This is a genomic window from Pseudomonas siliginis, assembly GCF_024072275.1.
GTDB lineage: Bacteria > Pseudomonadota > Gammaproteobacteria > Pseudomonadales > Pseudomonadaceae > Aquipseudomonas > Aquipseudomonas siliginis.
In genome coordinates, this window is sequence record NZ_CP099598.1 from 3565908 (window position 1) to 3585625 (window position 19718).

The window sequence follows — 19718 nt, forward strand, 5'->3', positions numbered from 1 at the left end:
TCCGTATTCAGGTTTTGCGACTGCTACGCAGCCGAGCGGGGATAAATCCCCTCGCCACAAGGTTCAAGTGCACCGAGCTTTTGTGTTTTTGAATAAGAAGAAGGGAGTTGTACCGATGAAAATGTTTGGCAGGACTCTGCTGACACTGTCCTTAATGGGCGCAATGGTCATGGGCGCCCAGGCCAACGACAAGGTGCTGCGTGTTTACAACTGGTCCGATTACATCGCGCCGGACACCGTGAAAAAGTTCGAAGACGAGACCGGCATTCGCGTGACCTACGACGTCTTCGACAGCAACGAAACTCTGGAAGCGCGCCTGCTCGCGGGCAAATCCGGCTATGACATCGTCGTGCCGTCGAACAGTTTTCTGGCCAAGCAGATCAAAGCCGGCGTCTACCAGCCGCTGGACAAATCGAAGCTGCCGAACTGGAAGAATCTCAACCCGGTGCTGCTGAAAAACGCCGCCGCCAGTGATCCGGACAATGCCCATGCCTTTCCGTACATGTGGGGCTCGATCGGCATCGGTTTCAACCCGGCGAAGGTCAAGGAAGTGCTCGGCGCCAACGCCCCGACCAACTCCTGGGACTTGCTGTTCAAACCGGAGAACGCGGAAAAACTCAAAGCCTGTGGCATCAGTTTCCTCGATTCGCCAACCGAAATGCTCCCGGCCGCCCTGCACTACCTGGGCTATCCGGTGAACGACAAGGACAAGGCGCACATCGCCGAAGCCGAAGCGCTGTTCATGAAAATCCGCCCTTACGTGGCGTATTTCCATTCCTCGAAGTACATCTCCGATCTGGCCAACGGCAACATCTGCGTGGCGGTGGGTTACTCCGGCGACGTCCTGCAGGCCAAGGCCCGCGCGGTGGAATCGGGCAACAAGGTGGTGATCGACTACAGCATACCCAAGGAAGGCGCCGGCAGTTTCTACGACATGGTCGCCATCCCCCGTGATGCGGCGAACGTCGACAACGCCTACCTGTTCATGGATTTCCTGATGCGCCCGGACATCATCGCCGAAGTCACCAACAGCATCGGCTACAGCAACGCCAACGCAGCGGCCACGCCATTGGTGGACGAAGCGATCCGCAACGAACCGGGCTCGTATCCCTCGCAAGCGGTGATGGCGACTTTGTATGCAGTGCCGGATCAGCCGATTGCCACACAGCGGATCATGACGCGCGGCTGGACGCGGGTGAAGCTCGGTAAATAAAAACACCGATGATCAAAATGTGGGAGCGAGCCTGCTCGCGAAGGCGTCGTGTCAGGCGATTGAGATGCCGCATGTGCCGACCCTTTCGCGAGCAGGCTCGCTCCCACAATGAAGCAATGCAGTGCTGAAAATTTTCCGTTCACGCAGCGCCTTACCACCGCTGCACCCTGCTCTGAACGGCCTCACCCGGCTCCCTCGGCTCGGGTGAATTTGCAGGCGCCTTCGGGCGCCTTTTTTTGTCCGTTCAGATCAGCGGCCAATCCTGAACAACCCGATAGCGACCCTTGTGCGATTCGAACAAGCCGAAGCGTTCAGCGCGCAGGAAAAACTCCGGCGGCGTGCGCGCTTCCGGCTCCGGCGCGCGGTACTCGCGGGCCAGCGTCAGGTGCGGGCGGAACTCGTGGGTGGGCTCGTCAAAACCGAACGGCAGCATCGCCTGCTCCAGCGCGTAGACCAGGCGCAACAACGCGGGCGGCGCCTGTTCCGGTGCCAGCGATAGCACACCGGCGCGATGCCAGACCTGCAAACGATCCAGCGCAATGCGCAACGTTTCGCCGGGAATACGCACACTGCCCGCTGCTTCGCAGATGCCATGAATCTGCGCCAGCGGCACCGCTCCAAGAAACAGCAGGGTCAGATGAAAGTTATCCGCCGGCACCGGTTTGCCGCTGCGCAGGCCCAGTTCCGCGCGCCACTGGGCGATTGCCTTGCGCTGCGCTGGCGGGCAGTCCAAAGCGAAAAACAGCCGTTTCGACGGTTCATCCCTGCGCACTTCATCCATCATCGCCCTGCCCCCCATATCGTCATGATCGCGCCGATTCTACACAGCCTGTTCTGACGACTCGCGACAGGAAGCTATAGTTCAAGGATTGCCATCAACCGGAGGCTGCCATGCGCGAGATCCTCAGCAAAGAACCCTGGTGGGCCCGGCCACCGCATCCCGGACAGGACGAAAGCGAACTGGAATGGGGCTGGCTGGTGCATTACAGCGAAGGCGAACCGCGCTTCGAATTCGTTCGCGAGAGACCCAGCGACGAGCAGATCCGCAACCGCAAAAGTTGCCGGGTCACCCCCTCGCCCGAATGAATAGAGCCCCGTGAGCACTAATCCTGTGGGAGCGAGCCTGCTCGCGAAAGCGGTGTGTCAGATAAAGAAATGTTACTGATACGACGCTTTCGCGAGCAGGCTCGCTCCCACAGGGTTATGCATTGATCAGTGGGGTTGGGTGTCGCCGGCGGCGGTGTCGATGCTGACAACAACTGACATCCCCGGCCGCAAGCGTTCTGCTTCCTGCTGATCGGGATCGATGGTGATGCGCACCGGCACGCGCTGGGCGATCTTGACGAAGTTGCCGGTGGCGTTGTCGGCCTGCAGCAAGGCAAATTCCGAGCCGGTGCCCGGCGAAATATGCTGCACATGGCCGGTGAATCTGCGGTGGTTCAAGGCGTCGACGGTGAAGCGCACCGGTTGCCCGACACGTACGTTGGCCATCTGGGTTTCCTTCATGTTGGCGATCACCCATTTCTGGTCCGGGACCAACGCCATCAACTGCGCGCCGGAGTTGACGTAGGCGCCGAGGCGCACGCCGATCTGCCCGAGCTGGCCGTCGCGCGGGGCGACAATCCGCGTGTTCGACAGATCGATCCGCGCCAGTTGCACCGCTGCTTCAGCACTGGCCACGGCGGCTTCCAGCGAGCCGCGATTGACGATGACCGTTTGCAGATCCTGCCGGGCAATTTCCAGATTGGCCTTGGCCTGCGCCACAGAAGCCGTGCTCTGCGCGTTGGCAGCAAGGGTCACGTCGAACTCGCGTTTGGACACCGAGCCGTCGCGCACCAGTTCCTGATTACGCCGCAGATCGGCCTCGCTCTTGCGCAACTGCGCCTGGCTGTCGGCCAACACCGCCTGGCGCAATTTGATCGTCGCTTCAGCGCTGTTGCGTTGCTGCACGACGTTGGCCAGCCCGGCCTTCTGCACCGCCAGTTGTGCCAGGGACTGGTCGAGGCGTTGCTGATAAATGCGGTCGTCCAGACGCACCAGCAGATCCCCGGCCTTGACGTACTGGAAGTCCTGCACCGGCACCTCGAACACATAGCCGCTGAGCTGCGGGCCGATGATCGTCACCTGCCCGCGCACCAAGGCGTTTTCGGTGGTTTCGACCGCACTGCTGAACGGCGGTAGTTGCCACGCATACAGCACGATCAGGACACCGACGATGGCGATTGCGGCAAAGCCCAGCGAAGATATGATCCGCACCCGCAGCGAACGCGGCGCAGTGTTCGGCGACGATGGCGGCGCTTCCCCTTCAGGCGTGGCGGCGATGGCATTGGTGGTTGTGGTGGTCGGTTCGGTCATGAAGAAGTGGCACCGCTGGGTGGTACGGAAGGTGTCGGCTCAATGGCTTTGGTGGTGCTCATCAGCCACAACGCGCGAATCGAAAGCCAGATCATGGTCAGGACGGCAATGACCGCGATCAGCATGAAGACATCGTTATAGGCCAGCACGTTCGCTTCGCGTGTCGCCGCATTGGCGAGACTGCGCATGCCGGCCAGATTGCGCAGGCTCGGGTCGGCGAGCAAACCGCCGTAGGCCGAACCGCCGCTCTGCACGCGCGCCGCCACCAACGGATCGGACATCACCAGATGATCGACGATGTGGCTGGAATGGTACTTCTCCCGCACGATCTGAAAAGTGCCAAGCAACGCCGCGCCGAGCAGCCCGCCGAGGTTGTTGCAGATCCCGAACAGCACGGAAAAACTCACCAGGTTGCGCGGATTGGTCAGCACGTTGCGCGTGCCGAAGACCATGGTCGGGCCGAGAAAAAACGTACTGCCGAACGCCAGCAGGAACTGGCTGAAGTAGAGATTTTGCGGGCGGGTCAGGTTGTTGGAAAAACTGTCCATCACCGAACCGGTGGCCATCAGCGCCAGCGAGATGATCAACGGCATCAGCAAGTGTTTGGGGTCGATGGTCAGTGCGCTGGTGGCAAGCCCGGCGATACTGCCGATCAGCATCACCACATACAGACTGTGCAACTGCTCATAGCCCATGTTGAGGTTCTGCATGAAACCGACCGCGCCGGTGGATTGCTCCGAGGTGACCATGCGAATCAGGGTCACCGCCAGCGCCAGGCGAATCATCGTTCCGCTGCCCAGCCAGCGGGTCATCAACATCGGGTTGCTGCGATTGTGCTCAATGGCCAGGCCCATAATGATCAGCGCGATCGAACAGGCCAGCGCCACGCCGATCCAGTCCGCCTCCAGCCACCAGTCGATGCGCCCCAGCGACAGCACCGCGCACAACAACGCCACACCGGTGGCGAGAATGGCGAAGGTCAGGAAGTCGAGTTTTTCGAAGGTCTTGAAGCGGTCACCGGGCGGCAGCTTCAGCAGCAACACACAGCCGAGTGACAGCAGGGCCATGCCCAATTCGAACAGGTACAGACCGCGCCATTCGGCGATCTGCAACAGGTCTTCGGAAAACAGCCGCGCCAGCGGTAACGCCAGTTGCGACGTGCCGAGGCCGAGCACCAGCGCTTTGAGCCGCCACTTCGCCGGGAACGCCTGCACCATGTAATACAGACCCAGCGAGCTCAGCGCCGCACCGACCATGCCGTGGGCAGCCCGCACCGCCACTGCCGAGTTGAGATCGTTGACGAACAAATGGCCGAAGGTCACCAGCGCATACAGCACCAGAAACACTTCGGTGAACGCGCGCAAGCCGAACTGCTGGCGAAACTTCACCAACAGCAGGTTCATCGACACGTTGGTCATCACATAGGCCGCCGGCAGCCAGGCCATCTCCGCCGTGGTCGCGCCGAGCGAGCCTTGCAGGTAAGGCAGGTTGGCAACCACCAGCGAGTTGCCCAACCCACCGGTCACCGCCACCAGCACGCCAACCGCCGCGTACGCCAGGCGCTTGGGCGTGGAGTGCAGCGGTGTCGACGGAGAACCGGGCAGGCTGGGCTTTTCGTGGGGTTGCCAGTTGCGCGGGGCGTATTTATCCATGAATCGGCCTGGTGCTGGGGGTGAGGGAAGTTTGCCGCAATTTCACGGGCAACACACGACTCGACAGACACCAAGGAACCCTGTGGGAGCGAGCCTGCTCGCGAAAGCGCTGTGTCAGTCGACAACTTCATTGATTGAAAGTCCGCATTCGCGAGCAGGCTCGCTCCCACATGGGTTCGGCGTCGCATGGGAGGTCATCGTATAACTTCCAGTTGACAATCCCTGAAAATCTGGGAAATATCCGCATCGATGTTGTACGACGACGTATGACAAATAATAAAAACAACAAACGATTCAGGGAGCGTCACAGTGAGCCCACTCGCCCGCAATTCCGTCCGCCCTTCACGTTTTGCCCATTTCAAGCCGCGTTCGACCCTCAGCCTGATCGGTTGCAGCAGCCTAGTCCTGGCCCTGCCCATGAGCGCTGATGCCGAAGGCTTTCTCGACGACAGCAAAGCCACGCTGAACCTGCGCAACGCCTACTTCAACCGCAACTTCGTCAACCCGGCCTATCCGCAGGGCAAGGCTGAAGAGTGGACGCAGAGCTTCATTCTCGACGCCAAATCCGGCTTCACCCAAGGCACCGTCGGCTTCGGCCTCGATGTACTCGGGCTGTACTCGCAAAAGCTCGATGGCGGCAAAGGCACTGGCGGCACGCAACTGTTGCCGATCCATGATGACGGGCGCCCGGCCGACAATTTCGGTCGCCTCGGCGTGGCGCTGAAAGCCAAAGTCTCGAAGACAGAATTGAAAGTCGGTGAATGGATGCCGGTGCTGCCGATCCTGCGCTCCGACGATGGCCGCTCCCTGCCGCAGACCTTTCGCGGTGGCCAGATCACGTCCACTGAAATCAACGGCCTGACCGTGTACGGCGGCCAGTTCCGTGGCAACAGCCCGCGCAACGACGCGAGCATGGAAGACATGTCGATGAACGGCCGCGGTGCGTTCACCTCCGATCGTTTCAACTTCGGCGGCGGCGAATACAGCTTCAACGAAAAACGCACGATGGTCGGCGTGTGGTACGCCGAGCTCACCGACATCTATCAGCAGCAGTATTTCAACCTCAGCCACAGCCAGCCGATGGGCGACTGGACGCTGGGCGCCAACCTCGGTTTCTTCACCGGCAAGGAAGACGGCAGCGCTCAGGCCGGCGACCTCGACAACAAGACCGCGTTCGCCCTGCTCTCGGCGAAATATGGTGGCAACACCTTCTACGTCGGCCTGCAGAAACTCACCGGCGACGATGCCTGGATGCGCGTCAACGGCACCAGCGGCGGCACCCTGGCCAACGACAGTTACAACGCCAGTTATGACAACGCCAAAGAGCGCTCCTGGCAGGTGCGTCACGACTACAACTTCGTTGCGCTGGGCGTGCCTGGCCTGACCCTGATGAACCGCTATATCAGCGGCGATAACGTGCACACCGCCACCACCAACGACGGCAAGGAATGGGGCCGCGAATCGGAACTGGCCTACACCGTGCAGAGCGGCCCGCTGAAGAACCTCAACGTGAAATGGCGCAACGCGACCATTCGCCGGGACTTCAGCACCAACGAATTTGACGAGAACCGGATTTTTATCAGCTATCCGATTTCGTTGTTGTAAGGGTTGGCGGTTTGCCCTGTGGGAGCGAGCCTGCTCGCGAAAGCGCCGGACCAGTCGACTTGTTCTGACTGGCACAACGCCTTCGCGAGCAGGCTCGCTCCCACAAGGGGATTGCATTGCAAGTCAGGTATAGGGTGTTGAGAAAATGAATCGCCCCTTCCGTCATCTACACCAAAAGTCGCGTTGACAAGATCCGGAAACCCTACCGATACTTCAGCGCAGTCATACGACAACCTACAACAAACCTAATAACAATGTGTTCAGGGATTGCCATGACGTCTATTTCTACCCCCCGCGCTCCTTTCAACCGCCTGCTGCTGACCGGTGCCGCCGGAGGCCTGGGCAAAGTCCTGCGCGAACGCCTGCGCCCTTACGCTAATGTGCTGCGCCTGTCCGACATCGCCGCCCTCGCCCCGGCCGTCGATGACCACGAAGAAGTCGTGCTCTGCGACCTCGCCGACAAGCAAGCCGTGCATCAACTGGTCGAAGGAGTCGATGCGATCCTGCATTTCGGCGGCGTTTCGGTCGAGCGGCCGTTCGAAGAAATCCTCGGCGCCAATATCAGCGGCGTGTTCCACATTTACGAAGCGGCACGCAAGCACGGTGTGAAACGGGTGATCTTCGCCAGCTCCAACCACGTCATCGGTTTCTACAAACAGGACGAGAAACTCGACGCCATATCTCCACGCCGCCCCGACGGTTACTACGGCTTGTCCAAGTCCTACGGCGAAGACATGGCCAGTTTCTACTTCGATCGCTACGGTATCGAAACCGTCAGCATCCGCATCGGCTCCTCGTTCCCCGAACCGCAGAACCGCCGGATGATGCACACCTGGCTGAGCTTCGACGACCTCACGCAACTGCTCGAACGCTCGCTGTACACACCGAACGTCGGCCACACCGTGGTCTACGGCATGTCCGCCAACAAAGACGTCTGGTGGGACAACCGCTACGCCAACCACCTCGGTTTCGAAGCCAAGGACACCTCGGAAATCTTCCGCGAAAAGGTCGAAGCGCAACCGATGCCAGCCGACGATGATCCGGCGCGGATCTATCAGGGCGGCGCCTTCGTCGCAGCAGGCCCGTTTGGCGATTGATCGCTCGACTTGATCCCCCTCCAATAAAAACCAAGGGAATGAGTATGCAAGCCGAATTGATCGTCGACGCCCGCAACGCGGTCGGTGAAAGCCCGGTCTGGGTGCCGCAGGAAAACGCTCTGTACTGGGTCGACATCCCCAACGGCGGGCTGCAACGCTGGAGCGCTGACACCGGGCACGTCGCCTCGTGGAAAGCCCCGCAAATGCTCGCCTGCATCACCCGCCACCGCAGTGGCGGCTGGGTCGCCGGCATGGAAAGCGGTTTCTATCGCCTGCACCCGCACAGCGACGGCAGCCTCGACAGCGAATTGCTCGCCACCGTCGGGCACAGCCGCGCGGACATGCGCCTCAACGACGGTCGCTGCGATCGCCAAGGGCGTTTCTGGGCCGGCAGCATGGTGCTGAATATGGGCCTGAACGCGCCTGAAGGCCGGCTCTATCGCTACGGCGCCGGGCAGACGGGCGTGATCGAAGCGCAGCTGGATGGCTTCATCGTGCCCAACGGCCTCGCCGTCAGCCCCGACGGCAAAACCATGTACCTGTCGGACTCGCACCCCAACGTGCAACTGATCTGGGCCTTCGATTACGACACCGAGACCGGCACGCCATCGAATCGCCGAATCTTCGTCGACATGAATCACTTCCCCGGCCGCCCCGATGGCGCTGCCGTGGATGCCGAAGGCTGTTACTGGATCTGCGCCAACGACGCCGGCCTGATCCACCGCTTCGCCCCGGATGGCCGACTGGATTTCTCGCTGGAAGTACCGGTGAAGAAACCGACCATGTGCGCTTTCGGCGGCAGCAACCTGGACACCTTGTTTGTCGCCTCGATTCGTCCCGGCGATGACCACGACCCGCAATCCCTGGCCGGCGGCGTGTTCGCCCTGAAGCCAGGCGTCAAGGGCCTCGCCGAACCGCAATTCAACGATTTGCTTTAGACCCTCTGCTGCACCGCTGCGCCTTGAACACAAAAATAACAAGACTGGAGACTCACCCCTCATGAACTTCAAACGCACCTTGCTCGCCGCTGCACTTCCGCTAATTTTCACCTTCGCTGGTTCCGCTCAGGCAGAAATAAAACTCAAATTCGCTGACATCCACCCCGCCGGTTATCCAACCGTGGTGGCCGAAGAAAACATGGGCAAGACCCTGACCAAGGAAACCAACGGCGAACTGACCTTCCAGTACTTCCCGGGCGGAGTGCTCGGTTCCGAGAAGGAAGTCATCGAGCAGATGCAAGTCGGCGCGATACAGATGTCCCGGGTCAGCCTGGGTATCGTCGGCCCCGTGGTGCCGGATGTGAACGTGTTCAACATGCCGTTCATTTTCCGGGACCAGCAACACATGCGTAACGTCATCGATGGCCCGGTGGGCGATGAGATTCTCGACAAGATCACCAACTCCGAATTCAAATTGGTGGCCCTGGCGTGGATGGACGGCGGCACGCGCAACATCTACACCAAGAAACCGGTGCGCAAGCTCGAAGACCTCAAGGGCATGAAAATCCGCGTACAAGGCAACCCGATGTTCATCGACATGATGAACGCCATGGGCGGTAACGGCATCGCCATGGACACCGGCGAAATCTTCAGCGCCCTGCAAACCGGCGTGATCGACGGCGCGGAAAACAACCCGCCGACCCTGCTCGAACACAACCACTTCCAGAACGCCAAGTTCTACAGCCTGACCGGTCACCTGATCCTGCCAGAGCCGATCGTGATGTCGAAAATCACCTGGGAAAGACTCACTCCGGATCAACAGAAGATGGTGAAAACGGCGGCCAAAGCTGCCCAGGCTGAAGAACGCGTGTTGTGGGACAAGAAGTCCGCCGCCAGTGAAGAAAAACTCAAGGCCGCCGGCGTCGAGTTCATCACCGTTGACAAGAAACCCTTCTACGACGCCACCGCTCCGGTACGTGAAAAGTACGGTGCGAAGTACGCAGATCTGATCAAAAAGATCGAAGCCGTTCAGTAACACCTCCCGCTCCGTACTCATGAAAAAGGCCCGGCGCGCCAGCGGTTCAGGCGCGCCCGGTTACGGTGGAACCCGATGAAGAATCTGCTGCTGCGTATCAACGACAAGATCTACATGACGTGCATCTGGGTCGCCGGCCTTTCCGTCCTGGCGATTTCCCTGATGATTCCCTGGGGCGTCTTCGCCCGCTACGTGCTCGGCACCGGTTCGAGCTGGCCAGAGCCGACGGCGATCCTGCTGATGATGGTGTTCACCTTCATCGGCGCCGCCGCCAGTTACCGCGCCGGTGCGCACATGGCCGTGGCCATGCTCACCGACCGCATGCCACCGCAGCTGAAATCCGCAGCAGCGATTTTTTCGCAACTGCTGATGGCGGCCATCTGCATCTTCATGACCATCTGGGGCACCAAGCTGTGCATCTCCACCTGGAACCAGTTCATGGCCGCCCTGCCCGATCTGCGCGTTGGCGTAACGTATTTGCCGATCCCCGTGGGCGGCCTGCTGACGCTGATTTTTGTTCTGGAAAAACTCTTGCTCGGTGACCAGAGCAAACGGCGGGTCGTGCAGTTCGACCTGGTTGAAGAAAGTGAAGGTGCCGCTTAATGGACGCTCTGATTCTGCTGGGCAGTTTTATCGTATTGATCCTGATCGGCATGCCGGTCGCCTACGCGTTGGGCGCCGCTGCGCTGATCGGCGCATGGTGGATCGACATTCCCTTCCAGGCGGTGATGATCCAGGTCGCCTCGGGGGTGAACAAATTCTCGCTGCTGGCCATTCCGTTCTTCGTCCTGGCCGGCGCGATCATGGCCGAGGGCGGCATGTCCCGGCGGTTGGTGGCGTGTGCCGGCGTGCTGGTAGGTTTCGTCCGTGGTGGCCTGTCACTGGTCAACATCGTGGCATCGACCTTCTTCGGTGCGATCTCCGGTTCGTCAGTGGCCGACACGGCATCGGTGGGTTCGGTGCTGATTCCGGAGATGGAGCGCAAGGGTTATCCGCGCGACTTCTCCACCGCTGTGACCGTCAGCGGTTCGGTGCAAGCCCTGCTGACGCCGCCAAGCCATAACTCGGTGCTCTACTCGCTGGCCGCTGGCGGTACGGTGTCGATCGCTTCGCTGTTCATGGCCGGCATCGTCCCGGGCCTGCTGATGAGCGCCTGCCTGATGGTGCTGTGCCTGATCTTCGCGAAAAAGCGCAACTACCCCAAGGGCGAAGTGATCCCGATGCGCCAGGCGCTGAAGATCGTCGGCGAAGCCCTGTGGGGCATGATGGCGATGGTGATCATCCTCGGCGGCATTCTCTCGGGTATTTTCACCGCCACTGAATCGGCGGCCATCGCGGTGCTGTGGTCATTCTTCGTGACCATGTTCATCTACCGCGACTACAAATGGAGCGAGCTGCCCAAGCTGATGCACCGCACGGTGCGCACCATCTCCATTGTGATGATCCTGATCGGTTTCGCCGCCAGCTTCGGCTACATCATGACCCTGATGCAGATCCCGGCGAAGATCACCACGCTGTTCCTGACCCTGTCGGACAACCGCTACGTGATCCTGATGTGCATCAACGTGATGTTGCTGCTGTTGGGCACGGTGATGGACATGGCGCCGCTGATCCTGATCCTCACGCCGATCCTGATGCCAGTGATCATGGGCATCGGTGTCGATCCGGTGCAGTTCGGCATGATCATGCTGGTCAACCTGGGGATCGGATTGATAACACCGCCGGTGGGCGCTGTGCTCTTCGTCGGCTCGGCGGTGGGCAAGGTCAGTATCGAAAGCACCGTAAAAGCGCTGCTGCCGTTCTATGGCGTGCTGTTCCTGGTGCTGCTGCTGGTGACCTACGTTCCAGCGATTTCGCTGTGGCTGCCGCACCTGGTGTTGTAACCCGCTGAAAAGATCGCAGCTCCTGCAGGAATCGCATACCCCTGTAGGAGCTGTCGAGTGCAACGAGGCTGCGATCTGTTGATCTTCACGCCCGCACCAGCATGTACCCGGCGACCACCAGACAGACACTGGCAAACCCCACCTGCAACGCCCGCGCCGGCACCTGCGCGCACAGCCTGCGACCGACGATCATGCCAACGATGCTGGCGACAATGAACGCCGCACCCTGACTGTCAATGCGCACCCCCGCATGAAACGCGCCGATCACCCCGATCGCGGAAATCAGACTGATCACCATCAACGACGTCGCAACGATGCCGCGCATCTGCACATCGGTCAGTTGCTTGAACGCCGGCACGATCAGAAAGCCGCCGCCGACGCCAAGCAAGCCCGAGACCACACCGGTGATCGCACCCAATGCAGCCAGGGTGGCGGTGCATTTGGCGGTCCAGTCGAAGCGCCCGGTCTGCTCGTTGAGCATGCAGTTTTTCTGGCCCCAACTGGCGTGGCCGTGATCGCTCGGCCCCGCTTGCTGACGGTCCTTTCTGAACATTCGCCAGGCGACCAGGACCATCAGTAGGCTGAACAGAATCATCAGAATCTTTTCCGGCAACTGATGCGCGAAGTAGATCCCCAGCGGCGAAAACACTGCGCCCAACGCGGCGATCAACAGCGCCGCGCGGTAACGGACCAGGCCATGGCGCAAACCATCGATCGCACCGACCGCTGCCGCGCTGCCGACCGCAAACAAGGCCACCGGCGCCGCTTGCGTCATCGTCCAGCCGAGCCCGAGCACCAGCGCCGGCACCGCGAGAATCCCGCCGCCCGCGCCGGTCAGGCCGAGGACCAAACCCATCACCACGCCAAACAGACTTGCCAGCAACATAGGAGTTTTCTCAGTCGACCCTGGACAGACGCGTCAGCCACTCGCGGCCCTTGAGCATGCCGTGCCAGTAGAACCACGGCAGCAGCGTCGCCTTCAGCCACCATGCCGAACGGCGGGCCACGGTCGGGTTCAGCGGGAAAGTCGGCAGCAGTTTGCCGCCATAGCCGAACTCGGCGAGGATCACCTTGCCCTTCTCCACCGTCAGCGGGCAGGAACCGTAGCCGTCGTACTTGAGCGGCAGCGGCTGTTGTTTGCGCGCGGCCAGCAGGTTTTGCGCAACGACGACAACCTGCTTGCGCACCGCTGCGGCAGTTTTCGCATTGCTGGTGCCGCAGATATCGCCCAGTGCGAACACGTCGGGATAACGCGGATGCTGCAAGCTGTGTGGATCGACTTCGCACCAACCGCCGGCATCGGCCAGCGGACTCTGTGCGATGAAATCCGGCGCGACTTGTGGCGGCACGACGTGCAGCAGGTCGAAGGTTTTCGCGACCCGGCTGACATTGCCGTCGGCGTCCTTGACTTCAAACCACGCGGTTTTTGCCGGGCCGTCGACCTTGACCAGATTCGAGTTGAACGCCAGTTGCGCGTCGTACTGTTCGATGTACTTCATCAACGGCGGCACGAAGGTCGGCACGCCAAACAGCGCAGCGCCAGCGAGATTGAATTCAACGTTGATGTCTTTCAGCACGGCGGATTTGCGCCAGTGATCGCAAGACAGGTACAGGGCTTTTTGCGGCGCGCCGGCGCATTTGATCGGCATCGCCGGCTGGGTGAACAGCGCCCGGCCATCGCGCAGTTTCTGCACTTGATCCCAGGTGTACGGGGCGTGTTGATAGCTGTAGTTGGAAGTGACGCCGTGCTGACCGAGGCTTTCCTGCAAGCCTTCGATTTTCTCCCAGGCCAGGCGCAGGCCGGGGCAGACGATCAGGTTCTGATAGCTGACGGTGCGCTGGTCGTCGAGGGTGAGTTGGCGGCTTTGCGGGTCGATGGCGCTGACACTGGCCTGAATCCACGTCGCCTGACGCGGCATGACTTTGCTCATCGGCCTGACGGTGTCTTTCACATCAAACGCACCACCGCCGACCAGCGTCCACGCCGGTTGATAGTAATGCTGCGAACTCGGTTCGATCACGGTGACTTGGAGCTGCGGGTCACGCTTGAGCAGGCTGGCGACAAAACCGATGCCGGCCGTGCCACCGCCGATGACCACGATGTCCGCACTGATGGATAGGCCCCAGTGTTGATCGTTCATTGCTTGTTCCTTTTGCTGCACGCAAGGATTTTTTGGCTCACCACAACAACCAATGTGGGAGCGAGCCTGCTCGCGAAAGCGGTGGCTCAGTCAACTATTCGTCGGCTGACACGCCGCCTTCGCGAGCAGGCTCGCTCCCACAGGAGATGTTTGTGAGGGCTGGCATTTATGGCTGTTCCCAGCTCTTGAGTACCGCTCCGCAATACAGCCCCGAGAGGGTTTTCATCACCTGGATCACTTCGTGACTGGCCAGGCCATAGAAAATGTATTTGCCTTCGCGGCGGGTCGCGACCAGGCCTTCATCGCGCAAGATGCCCAGTTGTTGGGACAGCGTCGGCTGGCGTACGGCGGTCATTTTTTCCAGCTCGCCGACGTTGCGCTCGCCCTGGGTCAGTTGACAGAGGATCAACAGGCGATCCTCATTGGCCAGAGCCTTGAGCAGCGCGCAGGCTTTGGACGCCGAGGCGCGCAGTTGGGCGACTTCACATTCGGTCAGACTGGATTGCATTTGCACGAGGCCTTGAAGGTCACTTAAGCTGCGAACATTATGTTTTTACATAAAGTGTTGCAACCCGAAATTACCCAGCACAGGTTTTCGCCATGCCCGCCCTGATTGAAGCGTTCCTCGACCCCGCCTCCTCGACCTACAGCTACGTGGTCTACGAAGCCGACGGCGGCCAGTGCGCGATCGTCGACCCGGTGCTCGATTACGATGGCGCTGCCGGGCGCACCGGCACGGCGCAGGCGGACAAGATCATCGCTTTCGTGCGTGCGCACCGGCTGCAAGTGCAATGGCTGCTGGAAACCCACGCCCACGCCGATCACCTCTCCGCCGCGCCGTATCTGCGTCGTGAACTGGGCGGCAAGATCGCCATCGGTGAATCGATCAGCAAAGTGCAGAGTGTGTTCAAGGCACTGTTCAATCTGGAGCCGGAATTTTGCGTCGATGGCTCGCAGTTCGATCATCTGTTCGCGCCGAACGAGTCGTTCATGATCGGCAACCTCAAGGCTACCGCCCTACACGTCCCCGGCCATACGCCAGCGGACATGGCGTACCTGATCGACGGCGAACAGATCCTCGTCGGCGACACGCTGTTCATGCCCGATGTCGGCACCGCGCGCTGTGATTTCCCTGGCGGCAATGCGCAGCAGTTGTTCAAGTCGATTCAGAAGCTGTTGGCTTTTCCGGCCAGCGTGAAGCTTTACGTTTGCCACGACTATCCGCCCGAGGGCCGCGCCTCGCAGTGCCAGACCACTGTCGGCGAACAGCGCAAAAGCAATATTCATGTGCATGACGGGATCGATGAAGCGGCGTTCGTCGAGATGCGCACGACACGTGACGCTGGGCTAGGGATGCCGACGTTGCTGCTGCCGGCGATTCAGGTGAATGTACGGGCGGGGAATATGCCGGCGCCTGAGGACAACGGCGTGGTTTACCTGAAGATTCCGCTCAACAAACTTTAACGTCAAAAGATCGCAGCCTTCGGCAGCTCCTACATTTGGAATACGGTGCAACTGTAGGAGCTGCCGAAGGCTGCGATCTTTTGATCTTCAGGTTCCCAACGTCAATCCATTAGCCGGCAACGGCAACGCGGTCTTATAACGCACTTGCTTCAGCGCAAAGCTGGAGCGGATGTTCGCCACCCCCGGCACCTTGGTCAGAAAATCCATCATGAAGCGTTCCAGCGACTGAATGCTTGGCACCAGCACACGGATCAGATAATCCGGATCGCCGGCCATCAGATAGCACTCCATCACCTCTGGCCGATCGGAGATCGCTTCCTCGAAGTGCTGCAGCGCTTCCTCCACCTGCTTTTCCAGGCTGACGTGAATGAACACATTCACATGCAGCCCCAGCAGATCGGCATCCAGCAGCGTGACCTGCTCGCGAATCAGGCCCAATTCTTCCATGGCCTTGACCCGGTTGAAGCACGGCGTCGGCGACAGGTTCACCGAACGGGCGAGGTCGGCGTTGGTGATCCGCGCATTCTCCTGAAGGCTGTTGAGAATGCCGATGTCGGTACGGTCCAGTTTGCGCATGAGACAAAACCACCTGTTTTTTATGTTTATGCAGAATTTCTATCTGCAAATGGTCGCCAGCGCAACGAAACACAGAGAAATATTCTTCTTGGCCACGCCTATGATTGTTGTAGGACAAGATTTCCCCTACCCGGGAATGACTGCCAGCTCACTACAAGAAATTCACAAGATCGAGCGTAGAAGCCATGACCCAAGCGTATGAACCGCTGCGCCTGCACGTCCCTGAACCCTCGGGCCGTCCCGGCTGCAAAACCGATTTTTCCTACCTGCATCTGACCGATGCCGGTACGGTGCGCAAACCCCCTGTCGATGTAGAACCTGCCGATACCGCCGACCTCGCCCGTGGCCTGATTCGCGTGCTCGACGATCAGGGCAACGCCCTCGGCCCGTGGGCCGAAAACGTGCCGGTCGAGATCCTGCGCAAAGGCATGCGCGCGATGCTCAAAACGCGCATCTACGACAACCGCATGGTTGTCGCCCAGCGGCAGAAAAAGATGTCGTTCTACATGCAGAGCCTTGGCGAGGAAGCCATCGGCAGCGCTCAGGCTCTGGCGCTGAACATCGACGACATGTGCTTCCCGACCTACCGCCAGCAAAGCATCTTGATGGCCCGTGATGTGCCGCTGGTCGACCTGATCTGCCAGTTGCTGTCCAACGAGCGCGATCCGCTCAAGGGCCGCCAGTTGCCGATCATGTACTCGGTCAAGGACGCCGGCTTCTTCACCATTTCCGGCAACCTCGCCACCCAATTCATTCAGGGCGTCGGCTGGGGCATGGCCTCGGCGATCAAGGGCGACACCAAAATCGCCTCGGCGTGGATCGGCGATGGCGCCACCGCCGAATCGGACTTCCACACCGCCCTCACCTTCGCCCACGTTTATCGGGCGCCGGTGATCCTCAATGTCGTGAATAACCAGTGGGCGATTTCCACCTTCCAGGCCATAGCCGGCGGTGAAGCCACGACTTTCGCCGGACGCGGCGTCGGTTGCGGCATCGCCTCGCTGCGTGTCGATGGCAACGATTTCTACGCGGTCTACGCTGCTTCCGCCTGGGCTGCCGAACGCGCCCGGCGCAATCTCGGCCCGACCATGATCGAATGGGTCACCTACCGCGCCGGCCCGCACTCGACCTCCGACGACCCATCAAAATACCGCCCTGCCGATGACTGGAGCCACTTCCCCCTCGGCGATCCGATCGCGCGTCTGAAACAGCACCTGATCAAGGTTGGCCACTGGTCGGAGGAAGAGCACAGCGCCGTCAGCGCTGAACTCGAAGCCGAAGTGATTGCCGCGCAGAAACAGGCCGAACAGTACGGCACCCTCGCCGGTGGCCAGATTCCAAGCGCCGCGACCATGTTCGAAGACGTCTACAAAGAGATGCCGGAGCACTTGAAGCGCCAGCGTCAGCAGTTGGGGATCTGACATGAACGATCACAACAACAATATTCAGTTGGAAACCGCCATGACCACGACCACCATGACCATGATCCAGGCCCTGCGCTCGGCCATGGATGTGATGCTTGAGCGTGATGACAACGTCGTCGTCTTCGGCCAGGACGTCGGTTACTTCGGCGGTGTGTTCCGCTGCACCGAAGGCCTGCAGACCAAGTACGGCACCTCGCGGGTGTTCGACGCGCCGATTTCGGAAAGCGGCATCGTCGGCGTGGCTGTCGGCATGGGCGCTTACGGACTGCGCCCGGTCGCCGAAATCCAGTTCGCCGACTACGTCTACCCCGCCTCCGACCAGATCATCTCCGAAGCGGCGCGTCTGCGTTATCGCTCGGCCGGCGAGTTCACCGCACCGATGACCCTGCGCATGCCTTGCGGCGGCGGCATCTACGGCGGCCAGACCCACAGCCAGAGCATCGAGGCGATGTTCACTCAGGTCTGCGGTCTGCGTACGGTGATGCCGTCCAACCCGTACGACGCCAAAGGCTTGCTGATCGCCTCCATCGAAAACGATGACCCGGTGATCTTCCTCGAGCCGAAACGCCTGTACAACGGCCCGTTCGATGGCCATCACGACCGCCCGGTAACCCCGTGGTCGAAACATCCGCAAGCCCAGGTGCCGGACGGTTACTACACCGTGCCGCTGGACGTTGCCGCGATCACTCGCCCGGGCAAGGACGTGACCGTGCTGACCTACGGCACCACCGTCTACGTCTCGCAAGTCGCTGCCGAAGAATCCGGCGTCGATGCCGAAGTCATCGACCTGCGCAGCCTGTGGCCGCTGGACCTGGAAACCATCGTCAAGTCGGTGAAGAAAACCGGCCGCTGCGTGGTGGTACACGAAGCCACCCGCACCTGCGGTTTCGGCGCCGAGCTGGTATCGCTGGTGCAAGAGCACTGCTTCCATCACCTGGAAGCGCCGATCGAACGCGTCACCGGTTGGGACACTCCCTACCCGCACGCGCAGGAGTGGGCGTATTTCCCAGGGCCGTCCCGCGTGGGCGCGGCGTTGAAACGGGTCATGGAGGTCTGAATGGGCACGCACGTTATCAAGATGCCGGACATCGGCGAAGGCATCGCAGAAGTAGAACTGTCGCAGTGGCACGTCAAGGTTGGCGATCTGGTGGTTGAAGACCAGGTGCTGGCGGATGTGATGACCGACAAGGCGATGGTCGATATTCCGTCGCCGGTACACGGGAAAGTGATTGCGCTCGGTGGTCAGCCGGGTGAAGTCATGGCGGTTGGCAGTGTGTTGATCAGCATCGAGGTTGAAGGTGCCGGTAACTTGAAAGAGTCCGCCGCACCCGCGCCGGTCAAAGAAGCACCGGTTGCGCCGAACGTTGAGACTGCTGTCGAAAGCAAGCCCGCCGCAGCCGCCGCACCACGTCCGGCTGCCGTTTGCCAGGGCCCGATGGTCGCTCGCGAAGCGGATGAACGCCCGCTAGCCTCGCCAGCCGTGCGCAAACATGCCCTGGATCTGGGTATTCAATTGCGTCTGGTTCGCGGCACCGGCCCGGCCGGTCGTGTGTTGCATGACGACCTGGAGGCCTATCTGGCGCAAGGTCAGTCGAACGCTTCGGCGCCGGCCGCTGCCGCTTATGCCCAGCGCCACGACGAAGAACAGATTCAAGTGATCGGCATGCGCCGCAAGATCGCTCAGCGCATGCAGGATGCTACTCAGCGTGCCGCGCACTTCAGTTATGTCGAGGAAATCGACGTCACCGCAATCGAAGAACTGCGCGCGCATCTGAATGAAAAACATGGCGCCAGCCGTGGCAAGTTGACCTTGTTGCCGTTCCTCGTTCGCGCGCTGGTCGTCGCCCTGCGCGACTTCCCGCAGATGAACGCCCGTTACGATGACGAAGCGCAAGTCATCACTCGCCTCGGTGCGGTGCATGTCGGCGTCGCCACGCAAAGCGATGTCGGCCTGATGGTGCCCGTCGTGCGTCACGCCGAAGCGCGCAGCCTGTGGGACAGCGCCGCGGAAATTTCGCGTTTGGCCAACGCCGCGCGCAATGGCAAGGCCAGCCGCGATGAGCTGTCCGGTTCGACCATCACTCTGACCAGCCTCGGCGCATTGGGCGGCATTGTCAGCACGCCGGTGCTGAATCTGCCGGAAGTGGCCATTGTCGGCGTGAACAAAATTGTCGAACGGCCAATGGTGGTCAAAGGCCAAGTGGTGATCCGCAAGATGATGAACCTCTCCAGCTCCTTCGATCACCGCGTGGTCGACGGCATGGACGCGGCGCTCTTCATTCAGGCCATTCGTGGCTTGCTCGAACAACCCGCTACCTTGTTTGTGGAGTAAGC

Annotated in this window: 19 protein-coding genes; 12 read left to right on the forward strand and 7 right to left on the reverse strand. The window is 60.7% G+C overall.

Annotated features, from left to right (window positions below):
• Window positions 1–115: 115 nt before the first annotated feature.
• Window positions 116–1213, forward strand: a complete 1098-nt coding sequence (locus NF676_RS16355; protein ID WP_016775183.1) for a polyamine ABC transporter substrate-binding protein — start codon at window positions 116–118, stop codon at window positions 1211–1213.
• Window positions 1214–1457: 244 nt separating this feature from the next.
• On the opposite strand, the gene thpR is transcribed toward NF676_RS16355, so the two are convergent.
• On the reverse strand, window positions 1458–1997 hold the full coding sequence (gene thpR, locus NF676_RS16360; RefSeq protein WP_252886393.1) for an RNA 2',3'-cyclic phosphodiesterase: 540 nt from the start codon (window positions 1995–1997) through the stop codon (window positions 1458–1460).
• 107 nt (window positions 1998–2104) lie between these two features.
• Here thpR and NF676_RS16365 point away from each other — a divergent pair, with 107 nt between their 5' ends.
• Window positions 2105–2299, forward strand: a complete 195-nt coding sequence (locus tag NF676_RS16365; RefSeq protein ID WP_024013337.1) for a hypothetical protein — start codon at window positions 2105–2107, stop codon at window positions 2297–2299.
• Between the two features lie 126 nt (window positions 2300–2425).
• On the opposite strand, the gene NF676_RS16370 is transcribed toward NF676_RS16365, so the two are convergent.
• Both NF676_RS16370 and NF676_RS16375 read right to left on the reverse strand, forming a co-directional pair.
• On the reverse strand, window positions 2426–3568 hold the full coding sequence (locus NF676_RS16370; RefSeq protein WP_041480937.1) for an HlyD family secretion protein: 1143 nt from the start codon (window positions 3566–3568) through the stop codon (window positions 2426–2428).
• Window positions 3565–5220 (reverse strand): MFS transporter, encoded by a 1656-nt coding sequence (locus tag NF676_RS16375; protein ID WP_056789076.1) that lies wholly within the window; start codon window positions 5218–5220, stop codon window positions 3565–3567. The genes NF676_RS16370 and NF676_RS16375 overlap by 4 nt, the downstream gene beginning before the upstream one ends.
• A 309-nt stretch (window positions 5221–5529) precedes the next feature.
• Here NF676_RS16375 and NF676_RS16380 point away from each other — a divergent pair, with 309 nt between their 5' ends.
• The 6 genes from NF676_RS16380 to NF676_RS16405 all read left to right on the forward strand — a co-directional run bounded on the left by NF676_RS16380 (window position 5530) and on the right by NF676_RS16405 (window position 11779).
• Window positions 5530–6825 carry an OprD family porin gene (locus NF676_RS16380; RefSeq protein ID WP_431078062.1) on the forward strand — a complete coding sequence of 432 codons (1296 nt, stop codon included), beginning with the start codon at window positions 5530–5532 and terminating at the stop codon, window positions 6823–6825.
• A 272-nt stretch (window positions 6826–7097) separates the two neighbouring features.
• Complete coding sequence (locus NF676_RS16385; RefSeq protein ID WP_252886394.1) at window positions 7098–7922, forward strand: NAD-dependent epimerase/dehydratase family protein; 825 nt, start codon at window positions 7098–7100, stop codon at window positions 7920–7922.
• 44 nt (window positions 7923–7966) lie between these two features.
• Entirely contained in the window at window positions 7967–8860 is an 894-nt protein-coding gene (locus NF676_RS16390; protein WP_252886395.1) for an SMP-30/gluconolactonase/LRE family protein, read from the forward strand.
• Between the two features lie 61 nt (window positions 8861–8921).
• Window positions 8922–9896, forward strand: a complete 975-nt coding sequence (locus NF676_RS16395; protein WP_095182005.1) for a TRAP transporter substrate-binding protein — start codon at window positions 8922–8924, stop codon at window positions 9894–9896.
• A gap of 75 nt (window positions 9897–9971) precedes the next feature.
• Window positions 9972–10499, forward strand: coding sequence for a TRAP transporter small permease (locus NF676_RS16400; protein WP_056789065.1), 528 nt, complete (start codon window positions 9972–9974; stop codon window positions 10497–10499).
• Window positions 10499–11779, forward strand: coding sequence for a TRAP transporter large permease (locus NF676_RS16405; protein ID WP_016775191.1), 1281 nt, complete (start codon window positions 10499–10501; stop codon window positions 11777–11779). Before NF676_RS16400 ends, NF676_RS16405 begins: the two co-directional genes overlap by 1 nt.
• Window positions 11780–11864: 85 nt before the next feature.
• Here NF676_RS16405 and NF676_RS16410 read toward each other — a convergent pair whose 3' ends face one another.
• From NF676_RS16410 to NF676_RS16420, 3 genes are all read right to left on the reverse strand, one after another.
• Window positions 11865–12665 carry a sulfite exporter TauE/SafE family protein gene (locus tag NF676_RS16410; protein ID WP_150634990.1) on the reverse strand — a complete coding sequence of 267 codons (801 nt, stop codon included), beginning with the start codon at window positions 12663–12665 and terminating at the stop codon, window positions 11865–11867.
• A gap of 10 nt (window positions 12666–12675) precedes the next feature.
• Complete coding sequence (locus tag NF676_RS16415; RefSeq protein WP_252886396.1) at window positions 12676–13920, reverse strand: NAD(P)/FAD-dependent oxidoreductase; 1245 nt, start codon at window positions 13918–13920, stop codon at window positions 12676–12678.
• A 166-nt stretch (window positions 13921–14086) separates the two neighbouring features.
• Window positions 14087–14428 carry an ArsR/SmtB family transcription factor gene (locus NF676_RS16420; protein WP_252886397.1) on the reverse strand — a complete coding sequence of 114 codons (342 nt, stop codon included), beginning with the start codon at window positions 14426–14428 and terminating at the stop codon, window positions 14087–14089.
• Window positions 14429–14520: 92 nt separating this feature from the next.
• Between NF676_RS16420 and NF676_RS16425 the strand changes: the two genes are divergently transcribed.
• Window positions 14521–15384, forward strand: a complete 864-nt coding sequence (locus tag NF676_RS16425; protein ID WP_252886398.1) for an MBL fold metallo-hydrolase — start codon at window positions 14521–14523, stop codon at window positions 15382–15384.
• 87 nt (window positions 15385–15471) lie between these two features.
• Here NF676_RS16425 and bkdR read toward each other — a convergent pair whose 3' ends face one another.
• Window positions 15472–15960: a Bkd operon transcriptional regulator BkdR gene (bkdR, locus tag NF676_RS16430; RefSeq protein ID WP_039762201.1), complete on the reverse strand. Its 489-nt coding sequence runs from the start codon at window positions 15958–15960 to the stop codon at window positions 15472–15474.
• 185 nt (window positions 15961–16145) lie between these two features.
• Between bkdR and NF676_RS16435 the strand changes: the two genes are divergently transcribed.
• Genes NF676_RS16435 through NF676_RS16445 form a run of 3 tightly spaced genes read left to right on the forward strand, consistent with a single transcriptional unit; the run spans window position 16146 to window position 19716 of the window.
• Window positions 16146–17381 (forward strand): 3-methyl-2-oxobutanoate dehydrogenase (2-methylpropanoyl-transferring) subunit alpha, encoded by a 1236-nt coding sequence (locus NF676_RS16435; protein ID WP_024013347.1) that lies wholly within the window; start codon window positions 16146–16148, stop codon window positions 17379–17381.
• A 1-nt stretch (window position 17382) separates the two neighbouring features.
• Window positions 17383–18441: an alpha-ketoacid dehydrogenase subunit beta gene (locus tag NF676_RS16440; RefSeq protein WP_003224000.1), complete on the forward strand. Its 1059-nt coding sequence runs from the start codon at window positions 17383–17385 to the stop codon at window positions 18439–18441.
• A complete protein-coding gene (locus NF676_RS16445; protein ID WP_252886399.1) occupies window positions 18442–19716 on the forward strand; it encodes a dihydrolipoamide acetyltransferase family protein in 1275 nt (424 codons plus the stop codon). It abuts the gene before it with no gap.
• Window positions 19717–19718 lie beyond the last annotated feature (2 nt).